The sequence below is a fragment of the Dechloromonas sp. ARDL1 genome, assembly GCF_051122455.1.
Taxonomy (GTDB): domain Bacteria; phylum Pseudomonadota; class Gammaproteobacteria; order Burkholderiales; family Rhodocyclaceae; genus Azonexus.
This window is the reverse complement of record NZ_CP168939.1, coordinates 3,157,241-3,180,533: the sequence shown is the minus strand read 5'-3', so window position 1 is coordinate 3,180,533 and position 23,293 is coordinate 3,157,241. Positions and strand designations below refer to the sequence as shown.

General features: G+C 62.5%; 24 protein-coding genes and 1 tRNA gene. 15 read left to right on the top strand and 10 right to left on the bottom strand.

Annotation, left to right across the window (positions count from 1 at the left end; translation table 11 throughout):
• Positions 1-167: 167 nt before the first annotated feature.
• Positions 168-1,583, top strand: coding sequence for a type I glutamate--ammonia ligase (glnA, locus tag AB6Q56_RS15780; RefSeq protein ID WP_434514029.1), 1,416 nt, complete (start codon positions 168-170; stop codon positions 1,581-1,583).
• Positions 1,584-1,689: 106 nt separating this feature from the next.
• On the top strand, positions 1,690-2,139 hold the full coding sequence (locus AB6Q56_RS15775; RefSeq protein WP_434514028.1) for a DUF4124 domain-containing protein: 450 nt from the start codon (positions 1,690-1,692) through the stop codon (positions 2,137-2,139).
• A gap of 87 nt (positions 2,140-2,226) precedes the next feature.
• Here the strand turns inward: AB6Q56_RS15775 and AB6Q56_RS15770 are convergent, their stop codons facing one another.
• Both AB6Q56_RS15770 and AB6Q56_RS15765 read right to left on the bottom strand, forming a co-directional pair.
• Complete coding sequence (locus AB6Q56_RS15770; RefSeq protein WP_434514027.1) at positions 2,227-5,370, bottom strand: efflux RND transporter permease subunit; 3,144 nt, start codon at positions 5,368-5,370, stop codon at positions 2,227-2,229.
• A 9-nt stretch (positions 5,371-5,379) separates the two neighbouring features.
• Positions 5,380-6,468: an efflux RND transporter periplasmic adaptor subunit gene (locus tag AB6Q56_RS15765; RefSeq protein WP_434514026.1), complete on the bottom strand. Its 1,089-nt coding sequence runs from the start codon at positions 6,466-6,468 to the stop codon at positions 5,380-5,382.
• Between the two features lie 108 nt (positions 6,469-6,576).
• Between AB6Q56_RS15765 and glnL the strand changes: the two genes are divergently transcribed.
• The 11 genes from glnL to AB6Q56_RS15710 are packed head-to-tail and all read left to right on the top strand — an operon-like array spanning position 6,577 to position 17,220.
• Entirely contained in the window at positions 6,577-7,650 is a 1,074-nt protein-coding gene (glnL, locus tag AB6Q56_RS15760) for a nitrogen regulation protein NR(II) (RefSeq protein WP_434514025.1), read from the top strand.
• Positions 7,651-7,699: 49 nt separating this feature from the next.
• Complete coding sequence (gene ntrC / locus AB6Q56_RS15755; RefSeq protein ID WP_434514024.1) at positions 7,700-9,112, top strand: nitrogen regulation protein NR(I); 1,413 nt, start codon at positions 7,700-7,702, stop codon at positions 9,110-9,112.
• A gap of 10 nt (positions 9,113-9,122) precedes the next feature.
• Positions 9,123-9,938, top strand: coding sequence for a biotin--[acetyl-CoA-carboxylase] ligase (locus tag AB6Q56_RS15750; protein ID WP_434514023.1), 816 nt, complete (start codon positions 9,123-9,125; stop codon positions 9,936-9,938).
• Entirely contained in the window at positions 9,935-10,651 is a 717-nt protein-coding gene (locus tag AB6Q56_RS15745) for a type III pantothenate kinase (RefSeq protein ID WP_434514022.1), read from the top strand. Before AB6Q56_RS15750 ends, AB6Q56_RS15745 begins: the two co-directional genes overlap by 4 nt.
• An 18-nt stretch (positions 10,652-10,669) precedes the next feature.
• Positions 10,670-11,104: a DUF3391 domain-containing protein gene (locus AB6Q56_RS15740; protein ID WP_434514021.1), complete on the top strand. Its 435-nt coding sequence runs from the start codon at positions 10,670-10,672 to the stop codon at positions 11,102-11,104.
• A 40-nt stretch (positions 11,105-11,144) separates the two neighbouring features.
• Complete coding sequence (locus AB6Q56_RS15735) at positions 11,145-11,972, top strand: HD-GYP domain-containing protein (protein ID WP_434514020.1); 828 nt, start codon at positions 11,145-11,147, stop codon at positions 11,970-11,972.
• On the top strand, positions 11,956-13,644 hold the full coding sequence (locus AB6Q56_RS15730) for a putative bifunctional diguanylate cyclase/phosphodiesterase (protein ID WP_434514019.1): 1,689 nt from the start codon (positions 11,956-11,958) through the stop codon (positions 13,642-13,644). The genes AB6Q56_RS15735 and AB6Q56_RS15730 overlap by 17 nt, the downstream gene beginning before the upstream one ends.
• A gap of 57 nt (positions 13,645-13,701) precedes the next feature.
• Positions 13,702-14,103, top strand: coding sequence for a DUF350 domain-containing protein (locus AB6Q56_RS15725; RefSeq protein WP_434514018.1), 402 nt, complete (start codon positions 13,702-13,704; stop codon positions 14,101-14,103).
• Positions 14,104-14,121: 18 nt separating this feature from the next.
• Positions 14,122-15,135: an SPFH domain-containing protein gene (locus AB6Q56_RS15720; RefSeq protein WP_434514017.1), complete on the top strand. Its 1,014-nt coding sequence runs from the start codon at positions 14,122-14,124 to the stop codon at positions 15,133-15,135.
• A gap of 10 nt (positions 15,136-15,145) precedes the next feature.
• On the top strand, positions 15,146-17,077 hold the full coding sequence (locus tag AB6Q56_RS15715) for a DUF4178 domain-containing protein (RefSeq protein WP_434514016.1): 1,932 nt from the start codon (positions 15,146-15,148) through the stop codon (positions 17,075-17,077).
• Positions 17,077-17,220, top strand: a complete 144-nt coding sequence (locus AB6Q56_RS15710; protein ID WP_434514015.1) for a hypothetical protein — start codon at positions 17,077-17,079, stop codon at positions 17,218-17,220. The genes AB6Q56_RS15715 and AB6Q56_RS15710 overlap by 1 nt, the downstream gene beginning before the upstream one ends.
• A gap of 27 nt (positions 17,221-17,247) precedes the next feature.
• On the opposite strand, the gene AB6Q56_RS15705 is transcribed toward AB6Q56_RS15710, so the two are convergent.
• Positions 17,248-17,895, bottom strand: coding sequence for a glycine-rich domain-containing protein (locus AB6Q56_RS15705; protein ID WP_434514014.1), 648 nt, complete (start codon positions 17,893-17,895; stop codon positions 17,248-17,250).
• Between the two features lie 138 nt (positions 17,896-18,033).
• On the opposite strand from AB6Q56_RS15705, the gene AB6Q56_RS15700 reads away from it, so the two are divergent.
• Together AB6Q56_RS15700 and AB6Q56_RS15695 are read left to right on the top strand one after the other, a co-directional pair.
• Positions 18,034-18,534: a C40 family peptidase gene (locus tag AB6Q56_RS15700; protein WP_434514013.1), complete on the top strand. Its 501-nt coding sequence runs from the start codon at positions 18,034-18,036 to the stop codon at positions 18,532-18,534.
• 99 nt (positions 18,535-18,633) lie between these two features.
• Positions 18,634-18,710, top strand: a tRNA-Arg gene (locus AB6Q56_RS15695).
• 66 nt (positions 18,711-18,776) lie between these two features.
• On the opposite strand, the gene AB6Q56_RS15690 is transcribed toward AB6Q56_RS15695, so the two are convergent.
• The 7 genes from AB6Q56_RS15690 to AB6Q56_RS15660 all read right to left on the bottom strand — a co-directional run bounded on the left by AB6Q56_RS15690 (position 18,777) and on the right by AB6Q56_RS15660 (position 23,287).
• Positions 18,777-19,055 carry a type II toxin-antitoxin system HicA family toxin gene (locus AB6Q56_RS15690; protein ID WP_434514012.1) on the bottom strand — a complete coding sequence of 93 codons (279 nt, stop codon included), beginning with the start codon at positions 19,053-19,055 and terminating at the stop codon, positions 18,777-18,779.
• Between the two features lie 55 nt (positions 19,056-19,110).
• Entirely contained in the window at positions 19,111-19,596 is a 486-nt protein-coding gene (locus AB6Q56_RS15685; RefSeq protein ID WP_434514011.1) for a phosphatidylglycerophosphatase A family protein, read from the bottom strand.
• Positions 19,586-20,557: a thiamine-phosphate kinase gene (thiL, locus tag AB6Q56_RS15680; protein ID WP_434514010.1), complete on the bottom strand. Its 972-nt coding sequence runs from the start codon at positions 20,555-20,557 to the stop codon at positions 19,586-19,588. The genes AB6Q56_RS15685 and thiL overlap by 11 nt, the downstream gene beginning before the upstream one ends.
• Before the next feature lie 4 nt (positions 20,558-20,561).
• Entirely contained in the window at positions 20,562-21,053 is a 492-nt protein-coding gene (gene nusB / locus AB6Q56_RS15675; RefSeq protein WP_434514009.1) for a transcription antitermination factor NusB, read from the bottom strand.
• A complete protein-coding gene (gene ribH, locus AB6Q56_RS15670; RefSeq protein WP_434514008.1) occupies positions 21,050-21,523 on the bottom strand; it encodes a 6,7-dimethyl-8-ribityllumazine synthase in 474 nt (157 codons plus the stop codon). The genes nusB and ribH overlap by 4 nt, the downstream gene beginning before the upstream one ends.
• 3 nt (positions 21,524-21,526) lie before the next feature.
• Complete coding sequence (ribBA, locus tag AB6Q56_RS15665; RefSeq protein ID WP_434514007.1) at positions 21,527-22,636, bottom strand: bifunctional 3,4-dihydroxy-2-butanone-4-phosphate synthase/GTP cyclohydrolase II; 1,110 nt, start codon at positions 22,634-22,636, stop codon at positions 21,527-21,529.
• A gap of 84 nt (positions 22,637-22,720) precedes the next feature.
• Complete coding sequence (locus AB6Q56_RS15660; protein WP_434514006.1) at positions 22,721-23,287, bottom strand: YceI family protein; 567 nt, start codon at positions 23,285-23,287, stop codon at positions 22,721-22,723.
• Positions 23,288-23,293 lie beyond the last annotated feature (6 nt).

Here is a 23,293-nt window from a genome sequence, read left to right as displayed (position 1 = left end):
TGCACGATTTTGGTGCGGCTATTCTCTGCTTATCGCCAGCATCTCATTGTGGCAGAATAGAAAAATTGACTTCGGCGCTTGGCATGCATTCTGCTAAAGGCTTGGGGCTGAATTATTGATTGTCGCCGGTCCTGCCGGCACCTTGTTTTCTTTGGAGACTGACTCTTATGGCAACCCCGCAAGACGTGATGAAGATGGTCAAGGAAAACGACGCCAAGTTCGTCGATTTCCGTTTCACTGACACCCGTGGCAAGGAACAGCACGTCACCGTGCCGGTTTCCCACTTCGACGAAGACAAGTTCGAGAGCGGCCACGCTTTCGACGGCTCGTCCATCGCTGGCTGGAAGGGTATTCAGGCTTCCGACATGCTGCTGATGCCGGATCCGGCCACCGCCTACGTCGACCCGTTCTTCGACGAAACCACCGTCGTTCTGACCTGCGACGTCGTTGACCCGACCGATGGCCGCGGCTACGACCGTGACCCGCGCTCCATCGCCAAGCGCGCCGAAGCCTACCTGAAGTCCTCCGGCCTGGGCGATACCGCCTACTTCGGTCCGGAACCTGAATTCTTCATCTTCGACGGCGTCGAATGGTCGGTCGATATGTCCGGCTGCCAGTTGAAGATTCACTCTGCCGAAGCCTCTTGGGGCGCTGGCGAGAAGAATGAAGGCCAGGGTGCCACTGGTCACCGTCCGGCCGTCAAGGGCGGTTATTTCCCGGTTCCGCCGGTCGACAGCCTGCACGACATCCGTTCGGCCATGGTCCTGACCCTGGAAGCCCTGGGCGTGCCGGTCGAAGTTCACCACCACGAAGTGGCCAATGCCGGCCAGTGCGAAATCGGTACCAAGTTCAGCACCCTGGTGCAGCGCGCCGACTGGACCCAGATCCAGAAGTACGTGACCCACAACGTGGCTCACCAGTACGGCAAGACCGCCACCTTCATGCCGAAGCCGATCGTTGGCGATAACGGTTCTGGCATGCACGTTCACCAGTCCGTCTGGAAGGATGGCAAGAACCTGTTCGCCGGTGACGGCTACGCTGGCCTGTCCGAATTCGCGATCTACTACATTGGCGGCATCATCAAGCACGCCAAGGCTCTGAACGCGATTACCAACCCGGGCACCAACTCCTACAAGCGTCTGGTTCCGCATTACGAAGCGCCGGTCAAGCTGGCTTACTCCGCCAAGAACCGTTCCGCTTCCATCCGTATCCCGTTCGTTGCCTCGACCAAGGGTCGTCGCGTCGAAGCCCGCTTCCCGGATCCCCTGTCCAACCCGTACCTGTGCTTCGCCGCGCTGTTGATGGCTGGCCTGGACGGTGTTCAGAACAAGATCCACCCGGGCGATCCGGCTTCCAAGAACCTGTACGACCTGCCGCCGGAAGAGGACGCACAGATCCCGACCGTTTGCGCCTCCCTCGAAGAAGCGCTGGAAAACCTGGACAAGGATCGCGAGTTCCTGACCCGCGGTGGCGTCTTCTCCAACGACTGGATTGATGCCTTCATCGACCTGAAGATGGAAGAAGTCAACAAGGTCCGCATGACGACCCATCCGGTCGAATTCGACCTGTACTACAGCCTGTAATCGGCACTGTTGCAAAAGGGCGGGTTTCCCGCCCTTTTTTTGTCCACTTTTTCATGGCCCTGGCGTTAAGTCCGGTACACTGAAAAGGTTACAAGGATCGATGACGATGACACGCAGTTCCCTTGCCTTGCTGTTTGCCTTGATTCCTTTTTCGGTTTCGGCGCAGAGCATTTATAAATGTACCGACGCCAATGGCAGCACGACCTATTCCAGTTCGCGGCTCGACAAGAACTGCAAGGTGATCTCCACTGGCCCGGAGAATTCACTGCCCGCCCCCAAGGCGAAGCCGGCGGGAGCGGCCGCAAATCCCTCGCCGAGTGGTTTTCCGCGCGTCGCAGAGGATGCCCAGAAGGCCCGCGATGGTGATCGTCGGCATATCCTCGAGCAGGAGTTGGCGGGCGAGCAGCGAAGCCTTGAGCAAGCCAAGAAGGAATTGGCAGAGCAGGAGGCTACGCGCGGCGGTCCGAGCGACCGAACCGCACCGTACCGCGACCGTGTCGGGCAGCACGAGCGGAATATCCAGGCAATCCAGAAAGAGCTGGGCGGCCTGAAGTAGTCGTTAGTTTGCTAGTTATTCGTTGTTAGCGAAGTTCGAGGGGCGCCGAGGCGCCCCTTGCTTTTGCTGGAAGCCAGCAGCTACTGACTAACTACTGCCTTTCACCTTGTACCAGGCTGCATACAGCGCCGGCAGGAAAAGCAGGGTCAGCGCGGTGGCAACGATCAGGCCGCCCATGATGGCGACGGCCATGGGGCCGAAGAAGTCGTTACGCGATAGTGGAATCATTGCCAGCACGGCAGCGGCGGCTGTCAGGACGATGGGGCGGAAGCGGCGGACGGTCGATTCGATAATGGCTTCCCGTCTGGCCTTGCCGGCAGCCAGGTCCTGCTCGATCTGGTCGACGAGGATGACTGAGTTGCGCATGATCATGCCGAACAACGCGATGGTGCCGAGCAGCGCCATGAAACCGAATGGCTTGTTGAAGACCAGCAGGAAGAGTGCGATGCCGATGATGCCCAGCGGTGCGGTCAGCAGCACCATGGTTACTCGCGAAATACTCTGCAACTGGATCATCAGGATGGTGACGACAGCTAGCACAAAGAGCGGGATGCCGGCCATGACTGAACTGGAGCCCTTGCTCGACTCCTCCACGGAGCCGCCGGCCGTGATGCGGTAGCCTGCGGGCAGCGTGGCCTGGATGGCATCGATATCGGGCTTGAGGCGGTCGACCAGGGTTGCCGGTTGCGTTTTGCCGTACAGATTGCCGCGCACCGTGATCGTCGGAAGGCGGTCGCGGCGCCAGATTAGGCCGGGCTCGAAGCCGTGCTTGAGGCGGGCGATCTGGCTGAGCGGGACGCTCTTGCCCGAACGTGTCGGAATCGACAGGTCGGGTAGTGCCGACAGATGATGGCGCTCATCCCGGTCGCCGCGCAGCACGACATCGATACTCTTCTCACCCTCGCGGAACGTGGTGATGGCGGCACCGTTCAGCGACATGTTCAGCAGGGCGGCGATGTCCTGGCTGGAAACGCCCAGCAGGCGGGCCTTGTCCTGATCGATTTCGATTTCGACCGATTTCGACAGTTCGCTCCAGTCCAGGTTGATATTGCTCAGTTCGGGCGCCTTGCGCATGGCCGCCGCGATATCGGCGGCTGTCTTGCGCAGTATCTCGATATCCTCGCCGGAAATCCGGTACTGGACCGGGTAGCCGACCGGCGGCCCGTTCTCGATGCGGCTGATGCTGGCGCGGGCCCCGAAAGCTTCGCTGTCGTACAGCCGGATCAGGCGTTCGCGCAAGGCTTCGCGGGATTCGACACTATTCGTCACGATGACGAACTGGCTGACGTTGTTCGAAGCCAGTTGCTGGTCGAGGCTCAGGTAATAGCGCGGCGTGCCGGAGCCGATATAGGCGATGTAATGTCCAAAATCGTCATGCTCGGCCTTGTCATGCTCCAGCCATTGTTCGAGGCGCCGGGTTTCGGCGTCGATGGCTGTGAGCGAAGCGCCTTCTGGCAGGCGTAGCTCGACGTTGAGTTCAAGGCGAGTCGAGTTCGGGAAGAACTGTTTCTGCACTTTCCCCATGCCGATGATGGAGAGAGCGAACAGCAAGACGGTAATGCCGATGACCAGCCAGCGGTGGCGCACGCACCAGGCGACCAGGGTGCGGAACCGGTTATAGAAAGGCGTGCCGTAAACGTCGTGGTCTTCAGTGTGCGCCGGGCCGTTGAGGCCGAGCCTGTCGATCAGTAAGGCCAGGCCGGGTGCCTTGCGTTGCAGTATGCCGGCCGGGCGGGTGGAGCGCGGGTCGGGGAGTAACTTGTAGCCGAGCCACGGAATGGCGATGACAGCAGCCAGCCACGAAATGAGCAGCGCCACGGCATTGATCTGGAAGAAGGCGAAGGCATACTCGCCGGTCGACGACTTGGCCAGGGCAATGGGGATGAAGCCGGCGACGGTGACCAGTGTGCCCGAAAGCATCGGTCCGGCCGTGCTGGTATAGGCGAAGGAGGCGGCCCGGGTGCGTTCCCAGCCCTGTTCCATTTTTACCCACATCATTTCGACGGCAATGATGGCATCGTCCACCAACAGGCCGAGGGCCAGCACCAGCGCGCCGAGCGATACCTTGTGCAGGCCGACGTTGAACCAGGACATGGCGAGAAAGGTTGCGGCCAGCACCAACGGAATGGAGATGGCGACGACCAGGCCGGTGCGCATGCCCAGGCTGATGAAGGTGACGGCCATGACGACCAGCACCGCCTCGGCCAGCGACTGAACGAACGCCTGCACCGAGCGCTTGACGGCGTCAGGCTGGCTGGCCGCCTCGCCGATCTCGACGCCGACCGGCAGGTTGGTCTGCAGGGTGGCGATCCGGGTGTTGAGATCCTTGCCAAGCTGGATGATGTCGCCGCCCTTGGCCATGGAAACTCCGATCGCCAGCGCCTGCTTGCCGCCAAAGCGGACCTGGGTGGCCGGTGGGTCGACGGTGCCGCGCCTGACGCTGGCGATGTCACCCAGCCTGAAGCTGCGATTGCCGGCGTGAATCAGCGTGTCGGACACCGCCTGAACGGAGTCGAAGGCGCCGCCCGGGCGAATCTGGATCCGCTCCTGCTGCGTTTCGAAGAAACCGCCGCCGATCATGGCGTTTTGTTGGGCCAGCGCCTGAACGATGATGGCTTGGTCGATACCCAGCGTCGCCAGCTTGCTGTTCGAGAGTTCGACGAAAATCTTTTCATCCTGCACGCCGAAGATGTCGACCTTGCCGACGTTGGGTACGCGCAGCAGTTCGTCGCGGATACGCTCGGCAAGATCCTTCAGTTGCGGGTAGTCGAAGCCGTCGCCGGTCAGCGCGTAGATGTTTCCGTAGACATCGCCGTACTCATCGTTGAAGAAAGGGCCCTGGACGCCGGCAGGCAAGGTGTGGCGGATGTCGCCGATTTTCTTGCGCACCTGGTAGAAGACGTCGGGGACGCTACCCGGGGGCGTGCTGTCCTTGGCAAAGAACAGCACGGTCGATTCGCCGGGCCGGGAAAAGCTTGATACGCGGTCGATGTAGGGCGTTTCCTGTAGTTTGCGCTCGATCTTGTCGGTCAATTGCTGTTCGACCTGGCGAGCCGTGGCACCCGGCCAAAAACTGCGTACCACCATCAGCTTGAAGGTGAAGGGGGGGTCTTCGGCTTGGCCCAGCTTGCCGTAGGCCATGATGCCCATCAGGGCGATGGCGAGCAGGAAAAAGCCGACCAAGGTGCGGTGGTGCAGGGTCCAGTCGGACAGGTTGAAGCGTTGGCTCACCGCAGCACCCTAGCGCTGCCTGTCCGGTGGCGTGGCAGCCCGAGCCTGCACTGCTTGTCCGTCGACCAGTTTGCCGGCACCGCTGACGATCACCGTGTCGCCACGTTCCAGTCCGCTGCTGACGGCAGCACCGTCTTCGCGGAATTTCGCAATCGTGACGGGGCGGGATGCCACCTTGCCATCCTTGACGACGCGGACGAACGGTCCTTGTCCGACATCGAGCACGGCGCTGAGCGGTACCAGAAGTTCGCCATTGGTAGTTTCGCCGAAGTGGACGCGGGCGGTCATGCCCAGCCGTACCTCGGGTGGTGGCGCGAGCAGGCGGATACGCGCCGCATAGGTACGAGTGGCCGGGTCGGCGGCCGGCGACAGTTCGCGCAATTCGCCGCGCAGCATCGTTTCAGGGGCAGCCCAGAGGCTGACCTGGATATTTCGCGCGGCCCGCAGTTCGGCAAGCCGGCTTTCGGGAATGGCGATGGCCACTTCCTTTTCCTCGGGGCGGGCGACGCGCAGCACCGGCTGGCCGGCGGCGACGACCTGTCCGGCATCGGCCAACATCGTTGTCACCACGGCTGGCGTCTCGCTGCTCAAGGTGCCGTAGGCCGCCTGGTTGCCGCTGATCTGGTTCTGGGCGCGGGCCTGTTCGAGGCGTGCCTGGGCGCTGTTGAAGGCGTTGTCCTTGGCCTCGAAGGCGGTCTGGCTGACGAATTTCTTCGCGACCAGGCCGGCGTAGCGTTCGCGTTCGGCGCGGGCGGTGGCCAGGTCGCTCTCGGCTGCGGCCAATTGGGCCCGCGCCCCGCTGGCTGCCAGCTGCAGGTCGCTGGGATCGAGGCGGGCCAGGGGCTGGCCGGCTTTTATTTCGGCGCCGGCATCGACGAGACGGGCTGTAATCTTGCCGCCCACGCGGAACGCGAGGTCCACTTCGTGGCGGGCGCGGATTTCGCCGGTATAGGCCGCGCTTTGGCTCGGCGCTCCGGTCGCCGGTTGTACGAGGACAATGGGCTGCGGGGCGGGGGGCGGATCGCCGCCTTGACAGCCGCCCAGCGCCATGCCGGCCACGAGCAATAACGGGGACAGAGAGGCGGGGAGCTTGTGCATCGTGATGGAGGCGAAACAAGGACGAGAGCGATTCGGCATGATAATGAACGATCGGTCATTAACGCAAGTTGTATGCGGCTGGAGGAATCGAGTCGCTACAATGGCTGCATGAATCCGACACATGCTTCCTTTGCCGGCCTCGATCTCCTGGCCTCGGCGGTACTGCTGATTGACGAGGGTCAGATCGTCCGCTACATCAACGCGGCAGGAGAAAATCTGCTGGCCGTGAGCAGTCGAGCGGTCATCGGCAAGGCGCTGGCCTCTTTCTGCACCTGTTCTGCAACCCTGCAGGGGGCGCTGGACAACGGCCTCAACAACAACTGGGGCTATACAGGACAGAACATCGAACTACGGCGCAGCGACGGTGAGACCTTGCATATCAATTGCACGGTGACGCCCCTGCGTCCCGATGTAGCGGCCGGTGTGCGCCTGCTGCTCGAATTGCAACCCATCGAACACCATCTGACGGCAACCCGTGAGGAACGTCTGATCGAGCAGCAGCAGGCTAGCCGCGAACTGATCCGCAATCTGGCGCACGAGATCAAGAATCCCCTGGGTGGAATTCGCGGTGCAGCACAGTTACTGGAGCACGAGCTGGCACATTTGGCTAACGCACCGTCGCTCAAGGAGTACACGCAGGTCATCATCAAGGAGGCCGACCGTTTGCAGGACTTGATGCAGCGCCTGCTGACCCCGCATCGTGCGATGTTGCCGGCGACCGTCAACATCCACGAAATCCTTGAGCGGGTACGCAGTCTGCTGCGTGCGGAATTCCCCGGGTCGTTGTCGGTTCGCCGGGACTACGACACCAGCCTGCCGGAACTGGTCGGCGACCGTGAACAATTGATCCAGGCTGTACTGAATATCGCGCGCAACGCAGCGCAGGCGATGCATGGCGAAGGCGAGATCATCCTGCGGACACGCTCGCTGCGTCAGGTCACGTTGGCCAAGAAACGCTATCGCCTGGCGATGGAGATCAAGGTCATCGACAACGGCCCCGGTATTTCGGAGGCGATTCGCGAACGGATGTTCTATCCGCTGGTTTCCGGGCGGGAAGGTGGCAGCGGCTTGGGGCTGACCATCGCCCAAAATTTCATCCAGCATCACCATGGCAGCATCGATTGCGCCAGCCGACCGGGCAATACCGTCTTCACGCTGCGCCTTCCCATGGAACAGGCCTGAGTCTTGCTTCGGGAAAGGCTATCCTGACAACGAAATGAGCCAATCAAACATGAAACCGGTCTGGATCGTAGATGACGATCGTTCCATCCGCTGGGTCCTGGAGAAGACCCTCTCCCGCGAGGGCATTCCGTTCAAGAGCTACGCCTCGGCCACCGAGGCCATCTCGCAGCTGGAACAGGGCATCGAGCCGCCGCAGGTGTTGCTGTCGGATATCCGCATGCCCGGGCAGTCGGGCCTGGAGTTGCTTCAGGAAGTGAAGACCCGCTTTCCGGCCGTTCCAGTCATCATCATGACCGCCTATTCCGATCTGGAGAGCGCCGTTGCCGCCTTTCAGGGGGGCGCCTTCGAGTATCTGCCGAAGCCTTTCGATGTCGATCAGGCGGTTGAACTGATTCGCCGCGCCATAGATGAATCGATGCACCAAAGCGGTGCGTCTGAGGAGGAGGGGCTGGTGCCGGAGATTCTGGGACAGGCACCCGCAATGCAGGAGGTCTTTCGCGCTATCGGTCGCCTGGCGCTGTCGCACGCCACCGTGCTCATCACCGGCGAATCCGGTTCCGGCAAGGAACTGGTTGCTCGCGCCCTGCACCGGCACAGCCCGCGTGCCGACAAGCCCTTCATCGCCATCAATACGGCGGCGATTCCAAAGGATCTGCTGGAGTCCGAACTGTTCGGTCACGAGCGCGGCGCTTTCACGGGCGCCCAGGCGCAGCGGCGCGGTCGTTTCGAGCAGGCCGAGGGCGGTACGCTGTTTCTCGACGAAATCGGCGACATGCCGTCCGAGCTGCAGACACGGCTGCTGCGCGTGTTATCCGACGGGCATTTCTACCGTGTCGGCGGTCATTCGCCGATCAAGGCCAATGTGCGTGTCATCGCGGCAACGCACCAGAACCTGGAAACCCGGGTCAAGGACGGCTTGTTCCGCGAGGATCTTTTCCATCGCCTGAACGTCATTCGTATCCGCCTGCCGGCCTTGCGCGAGCGGCGCGAGGACATTCCGCTGCTGACCAGACACTTCCTGCAGAAGAGCGCGCGCGAATTGGGGGTCGAGGCCAAGCGCCTCTCCGATGCGGCGATCAAGTACCTTGCCGGATTGGAGTTCCAGGGCAACGTCCGCCAGCTGGAAAACCTGTGCCACTGGCTGACCGTGATGGCGCCGGGGCAGCAGGTCGAGGTTGGGGATTTGCCTGTCGAATTGCGGGAAAGCAACTCCGTGGTGCTGGCAACTGATTGGGAGAGCGCCTTGCAGGGCGAGGTCGAGCGCCTGCTGGCGCGTGGCGTGCCCGATGTGCATGGTGTGCTGTCGCAGGTATTCGAGCGTATTCTCATCTCGCAAGCATTGGCGCACACCGGCGGTCGGCGGATCGAGGCCGCACAGGCGCTGGGCATCGGCCGCAACACCATTACCCGCAAGATCGCCGAATTGGGCATCGATGGCGGCAAGGAGCATGCGGCGGAGTAAAATCCGTGGCATGACCCTGATCGATCCTGTCTTGCTCAAATCCCGGCTCGGGCAACAGGCCGGGCGTTTCGACGTCGACGCGCTGCCCGAATGCGATTCCACCAGCAGCGAACTGATGCGTCGTGCCGAGCGCGGCGCGCCGGCCGGAACGGTGGTCGTCGCCGACAGGCAGCATGCCGGGCGCGGGCGGCGCGGACGCAGTTGGCTCTCCTCGCCGGAGGCCAGCCTGACCTTCTCCCTCCTGTGGCGGTTTCCCGGCGGTGCGACGCGGCTCAGCGGCCTGTCGTTGGCCGTTGGCGTGGCGCTGGCGCGAGCACTGGAAAGTCTGGGTGTGGCCGGTGTTCGCCTGAAGTGGCCGAACGACGTGCTGCTCGAGACAAATGGCGAATTCGCCAAGCTGGCCGGTATCCTGATCGAGCTGTCGTCGGATCGAAGGGGCGCGCAGATCATCGTCGGCATCGGCCTCAACCTACAGCCACCGCCACCGGGCGATTTGCCGCAGCCGGCCGTCGGCCTCTCATCGGCGGGCGTCGATGCGGATCGGCATACGATTCTGGCGGCCATCCTGGCGGAGCTGGCCGGCGTACTGGATCGCTTCGGCGAGACGGGGTTTGCCGGTCTGCGGAATGCCTGGCAGGCTTATCACGCCTGGCAGGGGCTGTCGGTACAGATACTCGGCGATGCGCAAATGTTGTGCGGGCGTTGTCTGGGGGTCGATGACGACGGCTCGCTGCTGCTGGAGACCGAAAGCGGCGTGGAGCGCATCATCTCCGGCGATGTCAGCCTGCGTCGAACAGGCGGTATCTTGGGGGCGAAAACGGCGTGATTGTCTGTCTTGACAGCGGCAATACCCAGATCAAGTGGGGGGTACATGACGGTATGCGCTGGCTGGCCCAGGGGGCGGCGATGCACGATCAGCCCGATGGGCTGATGCACTTGCTGGGCGACTGGCCGCAGCCGGAACGCGTGATGCTGGCTAATGTCGCCGGGGCAGAGGCCCATGCGCGGATTCGTCGGCAGCTCGCACCCTGGCATTCGGTGTGGTGTGACGTCCAATCTGCGCCGTCAGCGCTGGGTGTTACAAATCTTTACCAATCTCCAGAACGGCTGGGTGTGGACCGCTGGTGCGCCCTGATCGCTGCGTGGACACGGTACCGTTTGCCGGCCGTCGTGGTCATGGCCGGAACAGCGACAACGATCGATACCCTGGACGCCGATGGACGCTTTGTCGGCGGTTGCATCCTGCCGGGCGTTGGCCTGATGCTGCGCGCCCTGGCCAAGGGGACGGCCGGCCTTCCGTTTGCCGATGGGGAGTATTCTCCCTACCCGCGTTGTACCGACGATGCCATCGTCTCCGGCGTGCTCGAGGCGCAGGCGGGAGCCATCGAACGGGCCGTTTCGCGCCTGGCGGGCGCTTCTGGCATCTGCCTGCTGTCCGGCGGTTATGGAAACAGGATATCGCCTTGTCTTGCGATTCCTCATCAACTGGCCGACAATCTTCCTCTCGAAGGATTAATACAGATCGCACGTCAAGTGTGACAAAAGAACGGGAAGAGCGTGGAAATCATTTCAGTCAGCGAACTGAAAATCGGGATGTTCGTGAGCGAACCGGATTGCCCTTGGTCGGAGTTCTCCTTCGCCCTGCAGGGTTTTGTCGTTTCGACACCGGATCAGATCGATATTTTTCGCCGGAAATGCCGTTTCGTATCGATTGACCGCTCACGCTCCCTTGACGAGCATTACGCGGCGCCCAAGCACGGTCGGGATCGGCCGCTCAAGGCTGCGCCGCTGGTTGCCGCCGTGAGCGAAGAGCCGGCAACGACGAGGCGGCGCTTTCCGCCTCCACCCAATGCCGAGCCGTGCCAACTGCGTCGTCTGCGCTTCCTGAATTTCCTCCATGCCCAGCAGGAAAGCGAGCCAGCGAGGGAACTTGCCGAGGAAATCGCCTATATAGAGCCGCGCTACGAATTGCTGACCAATTCGCATCTTTGATGCCTTCGATGTTATTGCCCGGGGCAAGGATATCGATCTGGTGTCCATTCGTGCCGGTTTGCGCGATATTGCGGGCAGCCTGCAACGTAATCCGGATGCAGTGCTCTGGTTGTTGCGCCTGAAGCGGCGCGATGAATACAGTTTCGACCATGCCATGGATGTCGCGGTGACCATGTTGATGCTGGGGGCACATATCGGCTGGCGCGGGCCGCAATTGATTGATCTCGGCATGATCGGGATGTTCCAGGACGTGGGCAAGGTTGAACTGCCGGTCGACTTGCTCAACAAAAAAAGTGAGCTGAGCGAGGAAGAAAGGCTGCTGGTACGTTCGCACGTGGCCAGTTCGATGGAAATCCTGCTTTCCCAGACGGCCGTTGCGAACGAAGTGGTCCTGGCGGTCGCCCGGCATCATGAACGCTGGGATGGCAGCGGCTATCCGCAGGGACTGAAGTTCGAGCAGATCGGCAAGCCGGCCGAAATAGCCGGGTTGGCCGACTCGTTTTGCGCAATGCTGCGCGACAAGCCCTATCGCAGCGCACTCGGCCACCAGGAGGCGCTCGAGGAGTTGCACGGCCTGCGCGGCAAGCAGTTCAATGGCGCGCTGATCGAACAGTTTGTCCAGTGCGTGGGCCTCTACCCCATTGGTACCCTGGTTGAACTCAATAACGGCGAGGTCGGCGTGGTGATCCAGCAAAACCGGGTGCAGCGTTCGCGGCCGCGGATCGTCGTCATGCTGGATGCCGGCAAGGCGCGTGTCCGGAACTATCGCGTCGTCGACTTGCGCGCCGATGCCAGCGCCGAGTTGCGCATTGCCAAGGCCTTGCCACATAACGCCTATGGTTTGGCGGCCAATGACTACTATCTCTGACAACCCGGGCTATATCGACTACGCGGCCTTTTCGGTCAATGCCGATGATTTGACCTCGTTGCGGGCGCTGGTCGACATCTGGCGCCTGGCGATGGATCGGGCGGTCGTGCGTTATGCCCCGACCCGATTGCTTGGGGAGTTTGTCGAGCTGAGCAAAGCGCTGCCGCTCCGCATTGACGATATCCACTGGCAGCAGCAATGGATGCATGCGTGGCACAAGTTGAGCCGCGGTGGGTTTTCGTCGTCCGATCTCTTCGGGTTTTTCAACCACGCCATGGCCGAGGCGGAAATGGAGCTGTTCGATGGCTTGCCTCAGGTCGGGCGCATGCAGCTCAGGTTGTTCGGCATCCTGCGGCGCTGTGTCGTGGCGGCTGTCAGCTGTGCCATCGAAGTGGGCGAAGAGGCGCATGGAACGGATGCCGGATTGCCGGGGGAGTGGGCCGCAATGCGGGCCTTGCGCGAATTTGGGGAGAGCGGTCGGCAGGTGGCGGTATTGTCGGTGTCGATGATCAACCGCCATGCCCGATCGCACCTGACGGCCAGCGATTTGCAGAGTTTGCCCGCCCTGTTGTCCGAACAACTGGGGCGTCTGCTCCGGCCGCAGGATCTGGCCTTTGTCGGGCATGAGGGCGAGTGGCTGTTGTTGCTGACGGATGTCCATTCCATGGCTCAGCCCGCCCTGGCGGCAACGCAGATCGGCCGAGCCTTCGATCATCCCGTTCGTTTGTTGGGCGGCCGCGCAGTTGCGCTCGATACGGCCATCGGCATCGCCCTGTCCCCGGATCACGGCGACGATCCCGAGGAAATCGTCCAGGCGGCCCGTCTGGCACGTGCGAGCCTGATCGCCAGCGGTGACCCCTTCGCTCTGTTCGACTGGATGATGAAAGTCGATTGGCAGGTTCGCCATCAGTTGTCCGAGGAGCTTCGCGAAGCCTTGCGCACGGACCGCTTGCAGCTCTACCTGCAGCCGCAGATGGAAGTGGGTGCCGAAACGCGCTGCATCGGGGCAGAACTGTTGCTGCGCTGGCGGCGCGGCAACGGGGAGTGGGTACCGCCGCCGCTGGTCATCGAACTGATCGAGGAGTACGGTTGGCGCTCGCAACTCACCGACTGGCTGATCCGGGCCGCCCTGCGCTGCAGTGCGGAACTGGAAGCAGGTGGGGTCGAAATGCCGCTGTCGTTGAATCTGACGGCCGGTGATCTACTTGATAACGATTTGCCGGAGCTGGTCGGGCAGTGCCTGGAGACATGGCAGCTTCCGGCCGAGCGTTTCACCTTCGAATTGACCGAGTCAGCCATGATGTACGACCGGCAGCGCAGCCTGGATATCATGATGCGGCTACGCAACATGGGCATACGCTTCGCGCTTGACGATTTTGGCACCGGTTATTCGTCTTTGAGCTATCTGGCGACCTTGCCGGTTGACGAGGTCAAGATCGACCGCTCGTTCATCGACGGCATGCTGTCGTCGGCCGACAAGTTGCGCATCGTCAAGACCATCGTCGATCTGGCGCGCGATCTCGGCATGCAGTCCATCGCCGAAGGTGTCGAGGAAGTCGGGCAGTGCGACGAACTGCAGGCCCTCGGCTGCAACCGGGTGCAGGGCTATCTGTATGCTGTCCCCATGCCGATGACCGCGTTCATCGATTGGTATCGCGCTTTTCAGGCTTGAACAAAGCGCGCCCAGCGGAGACAATCCGCTGTCATTTCGCTCTCCCGGGGAGTTTTTATGTTCGATCCGGTCATCAACAGCTTGCCTGCATTCGCCGGCTACTTCGCTACCGCATTGGCCCTGCTTGCCTTGTTCGTCGTCCTCTATCTGTTCGCGACGCCTTATAACGAAATGGCCCTGATCCGCGAGGGTAACACGGCCGCCGCCGTCAGCCTGGGCGGCGCCATGATCGGCTATGCCTTGCCGATCGCGGTATCCGTCGCCACCAGCCACAACATCGCCAGCATGATCGGTTGGGGTGTGGTTGCCTGCGTCGTGCAGCTACTGGCGTATATCGTGGCGCGTTTGGTGCTGCCGCAAATCGTGCAGAACATCCCGCTCGGCAAGTTGGCCTCGGGAGTCTTCCTCGCTTCCCTTTCACTCGGCACCGGCATCCTGAATGCCGGCTGCATCATCTGATCACCCAAGGAGATAGTCATGGCACTGATGGATTTCATCAAGAAACAGTTTATCGACATCCTGCAGTGGACCGAGGATGGCGACGGCACGCTGGCCTGGCGTTTTCCGATGGCGGAGATGGAAATACAGAACGGCGCCAGCCTGACGGTGCGCGAGTCGCAGGTGGCGATGTTCGTCAACGAAGGCAAGGTCGCCGACGTGTTCGCTCCCGGCATGTACAAGCTGACGACGCAGACCCTGCCGGTCCTGACCTATTTGAAAAACTGGGACAAGCTGTTTGAATCCCCGTTCAAGAGCGATGTTTATTTCTTCTCGACGCGCACCCAGCTTGACCAGAAGTGGGGTACGCCCAACCCGATCACCATCCGCGACAAGGAATTCGGCATCGTCCGGATGCGCGCCTTCGGTATCTATTCCTATCACCTGACCGATCCCAAGGTTTTCTACCAGAAGATTTCCGGCACTCGCGATGTCTATACCCGCGAGGAACTGGAAGGTCAGCTGCGCAACACCATCGTCGCCGGCATGACCGATCTGTTCGGCGAGTCGGGCGGCTCCTTCGTCGACATGGCTGGCAACCAGGATGAATTCGGTCAGGCAATGATGTTCAAGATGAAGCCGGTGTTTGCCGAATACGGGCTGACGCTGGACTCCCTGGTCGTGCAGAACGTTTCCCTGCCCGAGGAACTGCAGAAAGTGCTCGACCAGAAGATTGGCATGAACATGGTTGGCGACATGCAGCGCTATACCCAGTACCAGGTCGCCAACAGCATTCCCGACGCGGCGAAGAACGAAGGTGGCATGGCCGCGATGGGGGTCGGGCTGGGTGCCGGCGTCGGCTTCGGCCAAGTCGTCGGGCAGGCGATGGCATCGGCCATGCAGCCGGCGGCTACGGCCACGGGAGGTGGCACGGTGTCGGCCGATGAGGTGGTCTCGACGTTGGAGAAACTGCACGGCCTGGTCGAAAAGGGCATCCTGAGCCAGGCCGAGTTCGATGCCAAGAAAGCGGAACTGCTCAAGAAACTGACCTGATCGGCGGCCGATGGCCCTGTCTGCCTCCTGTCCATCCTGCGGCGCGCCGATTGTATTCAAGTCGGCGTCGTCGGTGTTTGCCGTTTGCGAATATTGCCAGAGCACGCTGGTTCGCCATGACCAGGAACTGGAGGATATCGGCAAGATGGCGGTGCTGGTCGAGGACCGCTCGCCGCTGCAGTTGGGTTCGGAAGGGCGCTACAAGGGCGTGCATTTCGCCCTGATCGGGCGCATCCAGGTCAAGTACAGCCAGGGTACATGGAACGAATGGCATCTGCTGTTCGACGACATGCGAACCGGCTGGCTGTCGGAAGCCGCTGGCGAGTATGTGCTCACTTTCATGGCGCCGGTCAGTGAGCCGATCCCGGCATTTTCCGATCTGAAAATCGGTCAGCGGCTTCAGGTGGCGAGTCAGGCCTGGACGGTCAGCAATCTCGAAAATGCCGAGTGCGTGGCGGGGCAGGGCGAACTGCCGTTCAAGGTCGGTGCCGGCTATCCGGTTGCCGCCGCCGATCTGCGCAACGAAAGCCATTTCGCCACCCTGGATTATTCCGAGACGCCGCCTCTACTCTTTGTCGGCGAGGCTGTCGAGTTCAAGTCGCTGGGCATGACGAACCTGCGCGACGGGATGTTTGTCCAGCCTACCCCGGTCCCCGTGCAGGTGTTCCGTTGCCCAGGCTGCGGCGTGCCGATGCAGGCGCGCTCCAAGGATATCGTGGCCGTCGGGTGTGCCAGTTGCGGGACCGTGGTCGATACCGCCGACCGGAACTACAAGGTTCTCTCCAAGGCCGCGGCCATACGCGAGGCGCAATATGTCCCTCGCCTGCCGCTAGGTAGCAAAGGGCGTCTGGAGGGCAGGCCGGTCGAAGTGATCGGTTTTCTCGTCAAGCGCGGCGTGGAAGCGGGCATCAGTTACACGTGGCGTGAGTACCTGTTGGCCGGCGAAAATGGAACCTATCGCTGGCTGACCGAATACAACGGGCACTGGAATGTCGTCGATGTGCTGTCCAGGCCGCCGGCCACGACCAAGGTGCTTGAGGTCACCGGAGTCAGCTTCGGTGGCCGGCATTTCAAGCATTTTGCGACGACCGCACGGGCCGAGGTGGTCCAGGTCTGTGGCGAGTTCACCTGGCGGGTCCGGCGGGGAGAAACCAATCGTGTCGATGACTTCGTCGCGCCGCCCCTGATGCTGTCGCGGGAGGGCAGCGGCAAGGACTTGAGCTGGTCGCAGGGAGGGTACGTCGAGCCGGCCGTGATCACCGAGGCGTTCGCCCTGGCCGGCAGCCTGCCGGAGCCCATCGGCGTCTTTGCCAACCAGCCCAACCCCTGGGCTGACACGACCCGGCGCATCTGGTCGCTGTTTGCCAAGCTCCTGTTGGCGGCCATTCTGGTGCAGGCCTTCTTCATGATCGTCTCTACCGAGAAGGTGTTGTTGCGCCAGGACTTCACCTTCGAGCCGCGCAGCAACGAAGAGGTGCAAACCCGCGAATTCGAGATCAGCGGTAAGCCACGCAAGATCGCCGTCCGCCAATCCACGTCGCTTGATAACAACTGGATCGGCATCGACTTGCTGCTGGTCAACAAGTCCACCGGCACCGCCTGGCCGGCAGCGCGGGAGCTGTCTTATTACTGGGGCTACGACGACGGAAGTTGGACCGAGGGGAGCCGGGAGGATGAAGTCGTATTCCTGAATATCCCGGCCGGAACCTACTATCTGACGCTTGATCCGGACATGGCGCCCGACAAGTACGTTGCCGTGCGTGATCAGGTCGAGGTCCTTACCCCGCGCACCGGCTGGTCCAATTTCGTGCTGCTGACCCTGTTCCTGCTGGTTTTTCCGGTATTCGCGACCTTGCGTCGCGCCGCTTTCGAAACCCGGCGCTGGGCGGAAAGCGACCATGCGCCGACGGGCAGTGACGATTCGGGCGGAGACGACGACTGATGTTCGACAAATTCAACCTGATCGCCGGCATCTTTGCGGTATTGCTGTTCGCCTACGCACAGCAGCAGGGCTGGAGCCTGTTCGACAACGTGGCGAATTCCGGCCACGGCGGTTCGGGCAGCAGCCGCAGCTATCACAAGTAGACTTTCGCTGCGCCAGTCCGGCCGGTGTCAATCGCCGCCACCACAACCGCCACCGCACCCGCTACCCGCATCGCCCGAGCAGCCGTCGCTTCCACTGCCGCCGCCGCAGCCGATATGGCTCGCACAGTAGCCCGAAGCGTCACCGCCTTGCTGTGCCGCCATGCAGTCGAGTTGGTACACAAAACCACCGGCGATGCCGAGGCGGGCATCCAGTGCGAATAATCGGGGTAGCCGTTCCGGCTTCCGTGGATCGATGCCTTCGCGTTGACAAGCCAATCGCCAGGCCCGGCGAAGCCCTTGCGACGCCTGCGTGGACGAACTCATCGCTTCGGCCGGTGTGTGGTGCAGAAAACGGCCAAAGGCGCGGCGGCAGTATTTGTCGTATTGCCGCGTGAACAGGATGAATTCGTGCCAGGCGTCGTCGGCGGCCTGGGATGGCATGGCCACCATGCGGCGCCCGGCTTTGTTGCAGATGGCGAAATAGTCGAGCAGCGCGGCAAAGACCTCGCCGCGCTGCGCTTCGCTCAGTTCGGGGCGTCTGGCTGCCAGGCGCTGGTCGAGCATGCGCCGGTAGGGAAAGGCAGCGATGTAGATGTCACGGCGTTGGCGACTCCAATTGCGCCATAGCACGGCAGCGATCAACAGCAGAATGGCGATGACGATGATTTTGGCCATGCGGGGCGGGTAGCACTGAAAGGAAGCAACTTTACCGGATATCAGCCTGCAAACCGAATCGTCATCTGTGCGCTGCCCCTTGAAAAAATTAGTAAAAACGGTAAGTTATGGATTGTTTCAAGAAAGGGCTTTAGCTTGATGCCTGTGCCGTCCCGCATTTCCCTCTGCCTCGTCCTCGTTCTGCTTGCCGCCTGCAGCGGTCCCGAGCCGCGCTCGACTGCATCGAGCGACCTGACGGTGCCCGTAGCCCGTGCTGGCAGCGAAAAGGGTAACGAAATCGTTTTCTACGCCATGGGCCTGATCGATACCGGTTATCGTTTTGGTGGCAAGAATCCCGAAGCCGGGCTCGATTGCAGCGGCATGGTTAGCTACATCTACGGGCAGGCCGCCGGGCTGAAAGTTCAAGGCAGCGCGGCCGACATCGCACGCAACAGCAAGCCGGTGGATCGGCGTTCCCTGCGCCCCGGCGACCTTGTCTTTTTCAATACCTTGAACCGCTCGTTTTCCCACGTCGGTATTTATATCGGCGACACGCGCTTCATCCATGCCCCGTCCTCCAACGGCAAGGTGCGTATCGACCGCTTGAGCGACAGCTATTACGCCCAGCGTTTCGAAGCCGCCCGCACTTTCTTCGACTAGGCGTCCCTGTTCTGAAGCCCTGCGCAATCGGATCGAGGGTACGGAAAGATGCCGCCATGGACGCACGGCATCACAGCGGGTAGAATGCTCCCCTCCCAAGCGCCCATAGCTCAGCTGGATAGAGTACTGCCCTCCGAAGGCAGGGGTCGTGCGTTCGAATCGCGCTGGGCGCGCCAAGCATTTCCGAAACGGCACTTCGTCATGAAGTGCCGTTTTGCTTTCCGGGGGGGATTCCCTTGATCCTAGAGGTTGCCGCTCTCGTAGGCCGAGAGCGTTACGCCGGCGTGGGTCAGGACTTCACGGATGCTCTTGATGTCGGTCCGGCTGCAGGTGTTGCTGTTGTGCGGGTGGTGCAGGAAGGCTTCGACCTTGTTCAGCGTGATCTTGAAGCGGGCGCCGTGTGCTGGTTCGATGTCGGCGCCGAGGTGGTGGAGCAGGGATTCGATCTCGCGCCAGTGGATGTTCGCCGAGGGTGGGTCCTGGAAGATGCTGCGCATCAGATGGGCATGCTTGTGACTCATGATGAAGCTCCAAGCTGTTTGTGCCCCACCATTTTATGCCTTCGCCACCGGGGCGTCAGGCAAAAACGATTTTCAGCAGGGCCAGCGTGAGCAAAGTGTACCCGGCCGCAACAAGGTCGTCGGCCATCACGCCGAACCCGTTCTTGACGTGCTCGTCGAAGTAGCGCGCCGGCTGCGGTTTGGTGATGTCGAAGTAGCGGAAGAGCATGAAGGCGGCGAGTTGCCAGAAGAAGGTATCCGGCGTCATCAGCAGGACCAGCCAGAAGGGCACGATTTCGTCCCAGACGATGCTGCCGTGGTCGGGGTCGCCCAGTGCCTTGCCGGTGACGTCGATGAACCAGATGCCGCCGAGGTAGGCGGCAAGGAGCAGGCCGAGCAGCGGTAGTTCCTCGAAATGCGGGCGGAACAGCGCGAAGCTCAGCCACGCGAACAGCGTACCGAAGGTGCCCGGGGCCCTTGGGGCCAGTCCGCTGCCGCAGCCGAGCGCGAAAAAATGCGCCGGATGGGCGAGCAGGAAGGCGAGAGTCGGCTTACGCGACAAAGTGGTCGTATCCGTGGCGGTCGAAGCTGACCGGCTGGGCGTCCGGGTCGTAGACCGTGACTTCGCCGGCCGGCCCGGCGACGATCTCGCCGATGTGCCAGAGCGGCAGTTCGAGGCGGGCGGCGATTCGGGCGATATCCAGGCTGAGCGCGCCGGGGGCGGTGAAGCACAGCTCGTAATCGTCGCCGCCGGCGACCTGGCATTCCAGTGCGATGCGACGCAGGTCGGCGTCGTAAGTTTCGCCTTTGGGCAGGTGCGGCAGTTGTACCAGCTTGATGGCGGCGGCACAGCCCGAGCGTTCGCAGATATGGCCGAGATCGGCGAGCAGGCCGTCGGAGACATCGATGGCGGCGCTGGCGATGCCGAGCAGCGCTTGGCCGAGGGCGACCCGGGGGCGCGGTTTTTCCAGCGCGGCGACGCACAGGCGCGGCCAGGGCTCGGGTAGAGCGACCTTGCCCTGGAGGTGGGCGAGGCCCAGCGCGGCGAGGCCGGGGCGACCGGAAACCCAGATCTGGTCGCCGACCTGGGCGCCATCACGGCGCAGGGCGCGCCCTGGTTCAACTTCACCCAGGGCGGTAATGCAGACGTTGAGCGGTCCCTTGGTGGTGTCGCCGCCGATCACGTCGACGCCATATTCCCGGGCACAGGCGAAGAAACCGTCGGCGAAGGCGGCGATCCATGCTTCGTCGACGGCCGGCAGGGCGCCGGCCAGCGTCACCCAACGCGGCGTCGCGCCCATCGCGGCGAGGTCGGACAGGTTGACGGCGAGCGCCTTCCAGCCGAGGTTTCTGGGGTTGGTATCAGGCAGGAAGTGGGTGCCGGCGACCAGCATGTCGGTGGTCACCGCCAGTTGCCTGCCCGGTGTTGGCTGGAGCAGCGCACAGTCGTCGCCGGGGCCGAGAACGGCCGACGGGGTGGGCCGGGTGAAGTATTTGTCGATCAGCGCAAACTCGCCGGCCATGGGCTTACTTCCGTGCTTGCTTGCGAGCGGCTACCTCGTCCGGGCGCAGGATGGCCGCGATTTTGTCGAGCACGCCATTGACGTACTTGTGGCCGTCGGTGCCGCCGAAGGCCTTGGTCAGCTCGATGGCCTCGTTGATGATGACGCGGTACGGGGTTTCCGGATGGTTTTGCATCTCGAAGGTGCCGAGCATCATGACGCAGGCTTCGACCGGCGACAGTTCTGCAAAGGGGCGGTCGATGTGGGCGGAAATCCGCTCGACCAGCTTTTCCTGCTGGCCGATCACGCCGCGCAGCGTGCCGACGAAGAATTCACGGTCGGCCTTGGCGAAGCCTTCCATTTCCGGCGCGTAGGCTTCGATGGCGGCCTCGTCGGCGCCGCCGACACGCCACTGGTACAGGCCCTGCAGCACGAATTCGCGGGCCCGGCGGCGGGCCGACTTGGGCGGCGCCTTGACGTCTTTGGGATGTTCGCTATCGCTCTGGAAGGTGGTCATTGGTTCAGCGCCTTTTGCAAATTGGCCATTTCGACGGCAGCCTGGGCACAGTCGGTGCCCTTCGGCTGCATGCGGACTTCGGCCTGCTCGTCGGTGTCGCAGGTCAGGATGCCGTTGGCGATGGGGACACCGGTATCCAGTTGCACTTCCATGATGGCGCGGCAGGCGTCGTTCGAGACAATCTCGAAGTGATAGGTGTCGCCGCGAATGACGGCACCCAGCGCCACCAGCGCGTCGAAGCTGCCGCTCTGCGCCATGGTCTGCAGCACCAGCGGGGCTTCCAGCGCGCCGGGCACGGTGGCGATGGTCATGTCGGCATCGGCCACGCCGAGGCGCTTGAGTTCGGCGATGCAGGAGGAAAGCAGGCCTTCGCAGACCGGCAGGTTGAAGCGGCACATGACGACGCCGACCTTGAGGCCGGCACCGTTCAGGTTGCTGTCGAATTCGAAAACATTGTCGAAGCGGGACATGGTTCAGAGCTCCGCAGGAGAGGAAACGAAGCCGGTCACTTCGAGATCGAAGCCGGCCATGGAGGGCATCTTGCGCGGGCTGGAGAGCAGGCGCATCTTGGTGACGCCAAGGTCGCGCAGGATCTGCGCACCGATGCCGTAGCTGCGCGGGTCCCACTTGGCCGGGGTGGCCGGGGCGGTGCCGGTCAGGCGGGTCAGGATGGCCTCGCCATCTTCCGGGCGGTGCATCAGCACGATGACGCCGTGACCATTTCGGGCCAGCGCGGCTTGCGCCTGGTCGATGGAGAAGGCCTGGCGCTTGCTGGCCGGGTCGAGGAAATCGAGCACCGACAGCGGCTCATGCACCCGGACCAGGGTTTCGCCGCCGGCCGGGATGTCGCCCTTGACCAAGGCCAGGTGCGTGGCGCCGCTGGCCTGGTCGACGAAGGCGTGCAGTGTGAATTCGCCGTGCGCGGTGGCGATCGGCTTGCTGGTGACGCGCTTGACCAGGGTTTCCGACGAAGCGCGGTAGTGAATCAGGTCGGCGATGGTGCCGATCTTGATGCCGTGCTCCTTGGCGAACTCGATCAGTTCCGGCAGGCGGGCCATGGTGCCGTCGTCGTTCATGATTTCGCAGATGACCGAGGCGGGCTCCAGGCCGGCCATGCCGGCCAGGTCGCAGCCGGCTTCGGTGTGCCCGGCACGGACCAGCACGCCGCCTTCGCGGGCGGTGATCGGGAAGACGTGGCCGGGCTGCACGATGTCGTCGGCGACGGCGTTCTTGGCCACGGCGACCTGGATGGTTTTGGCGCGGTCGGCGGCGGAAATGCCGGTGGTGACGCCCTCGGCCGCTTCGATGGAGACGGTGAAGGCGGTACCGTAGACGGTGCCGTTGCTACGCGCCATCTGGGTCAGGCCCAGCTTCTTGCAGCGCTCGGCGGTCAGGGTCAGGCAGATCAGGCCGCGGCCGTACTTAGCCATGAAATTGATGGCTTCCGGCGTGATGTGCTCGGCGGCCATGACGAGGTCGCCTTCGTTCTCGCGGTCTTCTTCATCGACCAGCACGACCATGCGGCCGGCTTTGAGCTCGGCGACGATTTCGGCGGTGCTGGCAATGGCTTGATGGGGGGGCATGGGGGTATTCCGGGGGACAGCAGAAGGGGAGCTATTTTCGCAGAAACAGCGCGTTAGCACATGACTTTAGTACGGGATGAGCATTCATGGCAGATAGGCTTCAACCTGGATGCGCAGGCGGACCTCGTCGCCGATGAAAGGGAGGCCGTTGTTCAGGCCGAAGTCGGAACGCTTCAGGCTGCCCTGAGCATCGGCGCCGCAGCCGCGCTTGCGGTTGGCCAGGTTGAGGCCGCATTTGAAGCGAGTGATTTCCAGGCGCAGCGGGCGGATTTCGCCGCGCATGACCAACTGGCCGTCGACGGCGCTGAGTTTTTCGCCGTCGAAGATCAGCTTCTGGCTGCGAAACAGGATGTCGGGGAAGGATTTCGTATCGAACCATGCCTCGCCACGCAACACACTGTCGCGTGCCCCCAGTCCGGTGTCGAGCGATGCGGCGTCGATATGCACGTCGATACGGCCGGTCTTTTGTTCGGAGTCGAACTCGACGCTTCCGCTGCTGCGGTTGAATTGTCCGCGCTGTGTCGAAAAGCCGAGGTGGTCGATCTCGAAACTGGCATAGGTGTGGCCGGGGTCGATGACATATTCGGTGCCCTGGCTGCCGGCAGCGGCGGCGGTCAGCAGCAGGGCGGCGATCAGGCGACGAATGGGCATGGGCTG

Excerpts from the sequence above, each read along its gene's own strand:
- AB6Q56_RS15710 (WP_434514015.1), top strand. The coding sequence starts at position 17,077 with ATGTTCGACAAATTCAACCTGATCGCCGGCATCTTTGCGGTATTGCTG.
- AB6Q56_RS15730 (WP_434514019.1), top strand. The coding sequence starts at position 11,956 with ATGACTACTATCTCTGACAACCCGGGCTATATCGACTACGCGGCCTTT.
- ntrC (WP_434514024.1), top strand. The coding sequence starts at position 7,700 with ATGAAACCGGTCTGGATCGTAGATGACGATCGTTCCATCCGCTGGGTC.
- thiL (WP_434514010.1), bottom strand. The coding sequence starts at position 20,557 with ATGGCCGGCGAGTTTGCGCTGATCGACAAATACTTCACCCGGCCCACC.
- AB6Q56_RS15660 (WP_434514006.1), bottom strand. The coding sequence starts at position 23,287 with ATGCCCATTCGTCGCCTGATCGCCGCCCTGCTGCTGACCGCCGCCGCT.
- AB6Q56_RS15700 (WP_434514013.1), top strand. The coding sequence starts at position 18,034 with ATGCCTGTGCCGTCCCGCATTTCCCTCTGCCTCGTCCTCGTTCTGCTT.
- AB6Q56_RS15775 (WP_434514028.1), top strand. The coding sequence starts at position 1,690 with ATGACACGCAGTTCCCTTGCCTTGCTGTTTGCCTTGATTCCTTTTTCG.
- AB6Q56_RS15725 (WP_434514018.1), top strand. The coding sequence starts at position 13,702 with ATGTTCGATCCGGTCATCAACAGCTTGCCTGCATTCGCCGGCTACTTC.
- AB6Q56_RS15690 (WP_434514012.1), bottom strand. The coding sequence starts at position 19,055 with ATGAGTCACAAGCATGCCCATCTGATGCGCAGCATCTTCCAGGACCCA.
- AB6Q56_RS15705 (WP_434514014.1), bottom strand. The coding sequence starts at position 17,895 with ATGGCCAAAATCATCGTCATCGCCATTCTGCTGTTGATCGCTGCCGTG.
- nusB (WP_434514009.1), bottom strand. The coding sequence starts at position 21,053 with ATGACCACCTTCCAGAGCGATAGCGAACATCCCAAAGACGTCAAGGCG.
- glnL (WP_434514025.1), top strand. The coding sequence starts at position 6,577 with ATGAATCCGACACATGCTTCCTTTGCCGGCCTCGATCTCCTGGCCTCG.
- AB6Q56_RS15765 (WP_434514026.1), bottom strand. The coding sequence starts at position 6,468 with ATGCACAAGCTCCCCGCCTCTCTGTCCCCGTTATTGCTCGTGGCCGGC.
- glnA (WP_434514029.1), top strand. The coding sequence starts at position 168 with ATGGCAACCCCGCAAGACGTGATGAAGATGGTCAAGGAAAACGACGCC.
- ribH (WP_434514008.1), bottom strand. The coding sequence starts at position 21,523 with ATGTCCCGCTTCGACAATGTTTTCGAATTCGACAGCAACCTGAACGGT.
- AB6Q56_RS15720 (WP_434514017.1), top strand. The coding sequence starts at position 14,122 with ATGGCACTGATGGATTTCATCAAGAAACAGTTTATCGACATCCTGCAG.
- AB6Q56_RS15750 (WP_434514023.1), top strand. The coding sequence starts at position 9,123 with ATGACCCTGATCGATCCTGTCTTGCTCAAATCCCGGCTCGGGCAACAG.
- ribBA (WP_434514007.1), bottom strand. The coding sequence starts at position 22,636 with ATGCCCCCCCATCAAGCCATTGCCAGCACCGCCGAAATCGTCGCCGAG.
- AB6Q56_RS15715 (WP_434514016.1), top strand. The coding sequence starts at position 15,146 with ATGGCCCTGTCTGCCTCCTGTCCATCCTGCGGCGCGCCGATTGTATTC.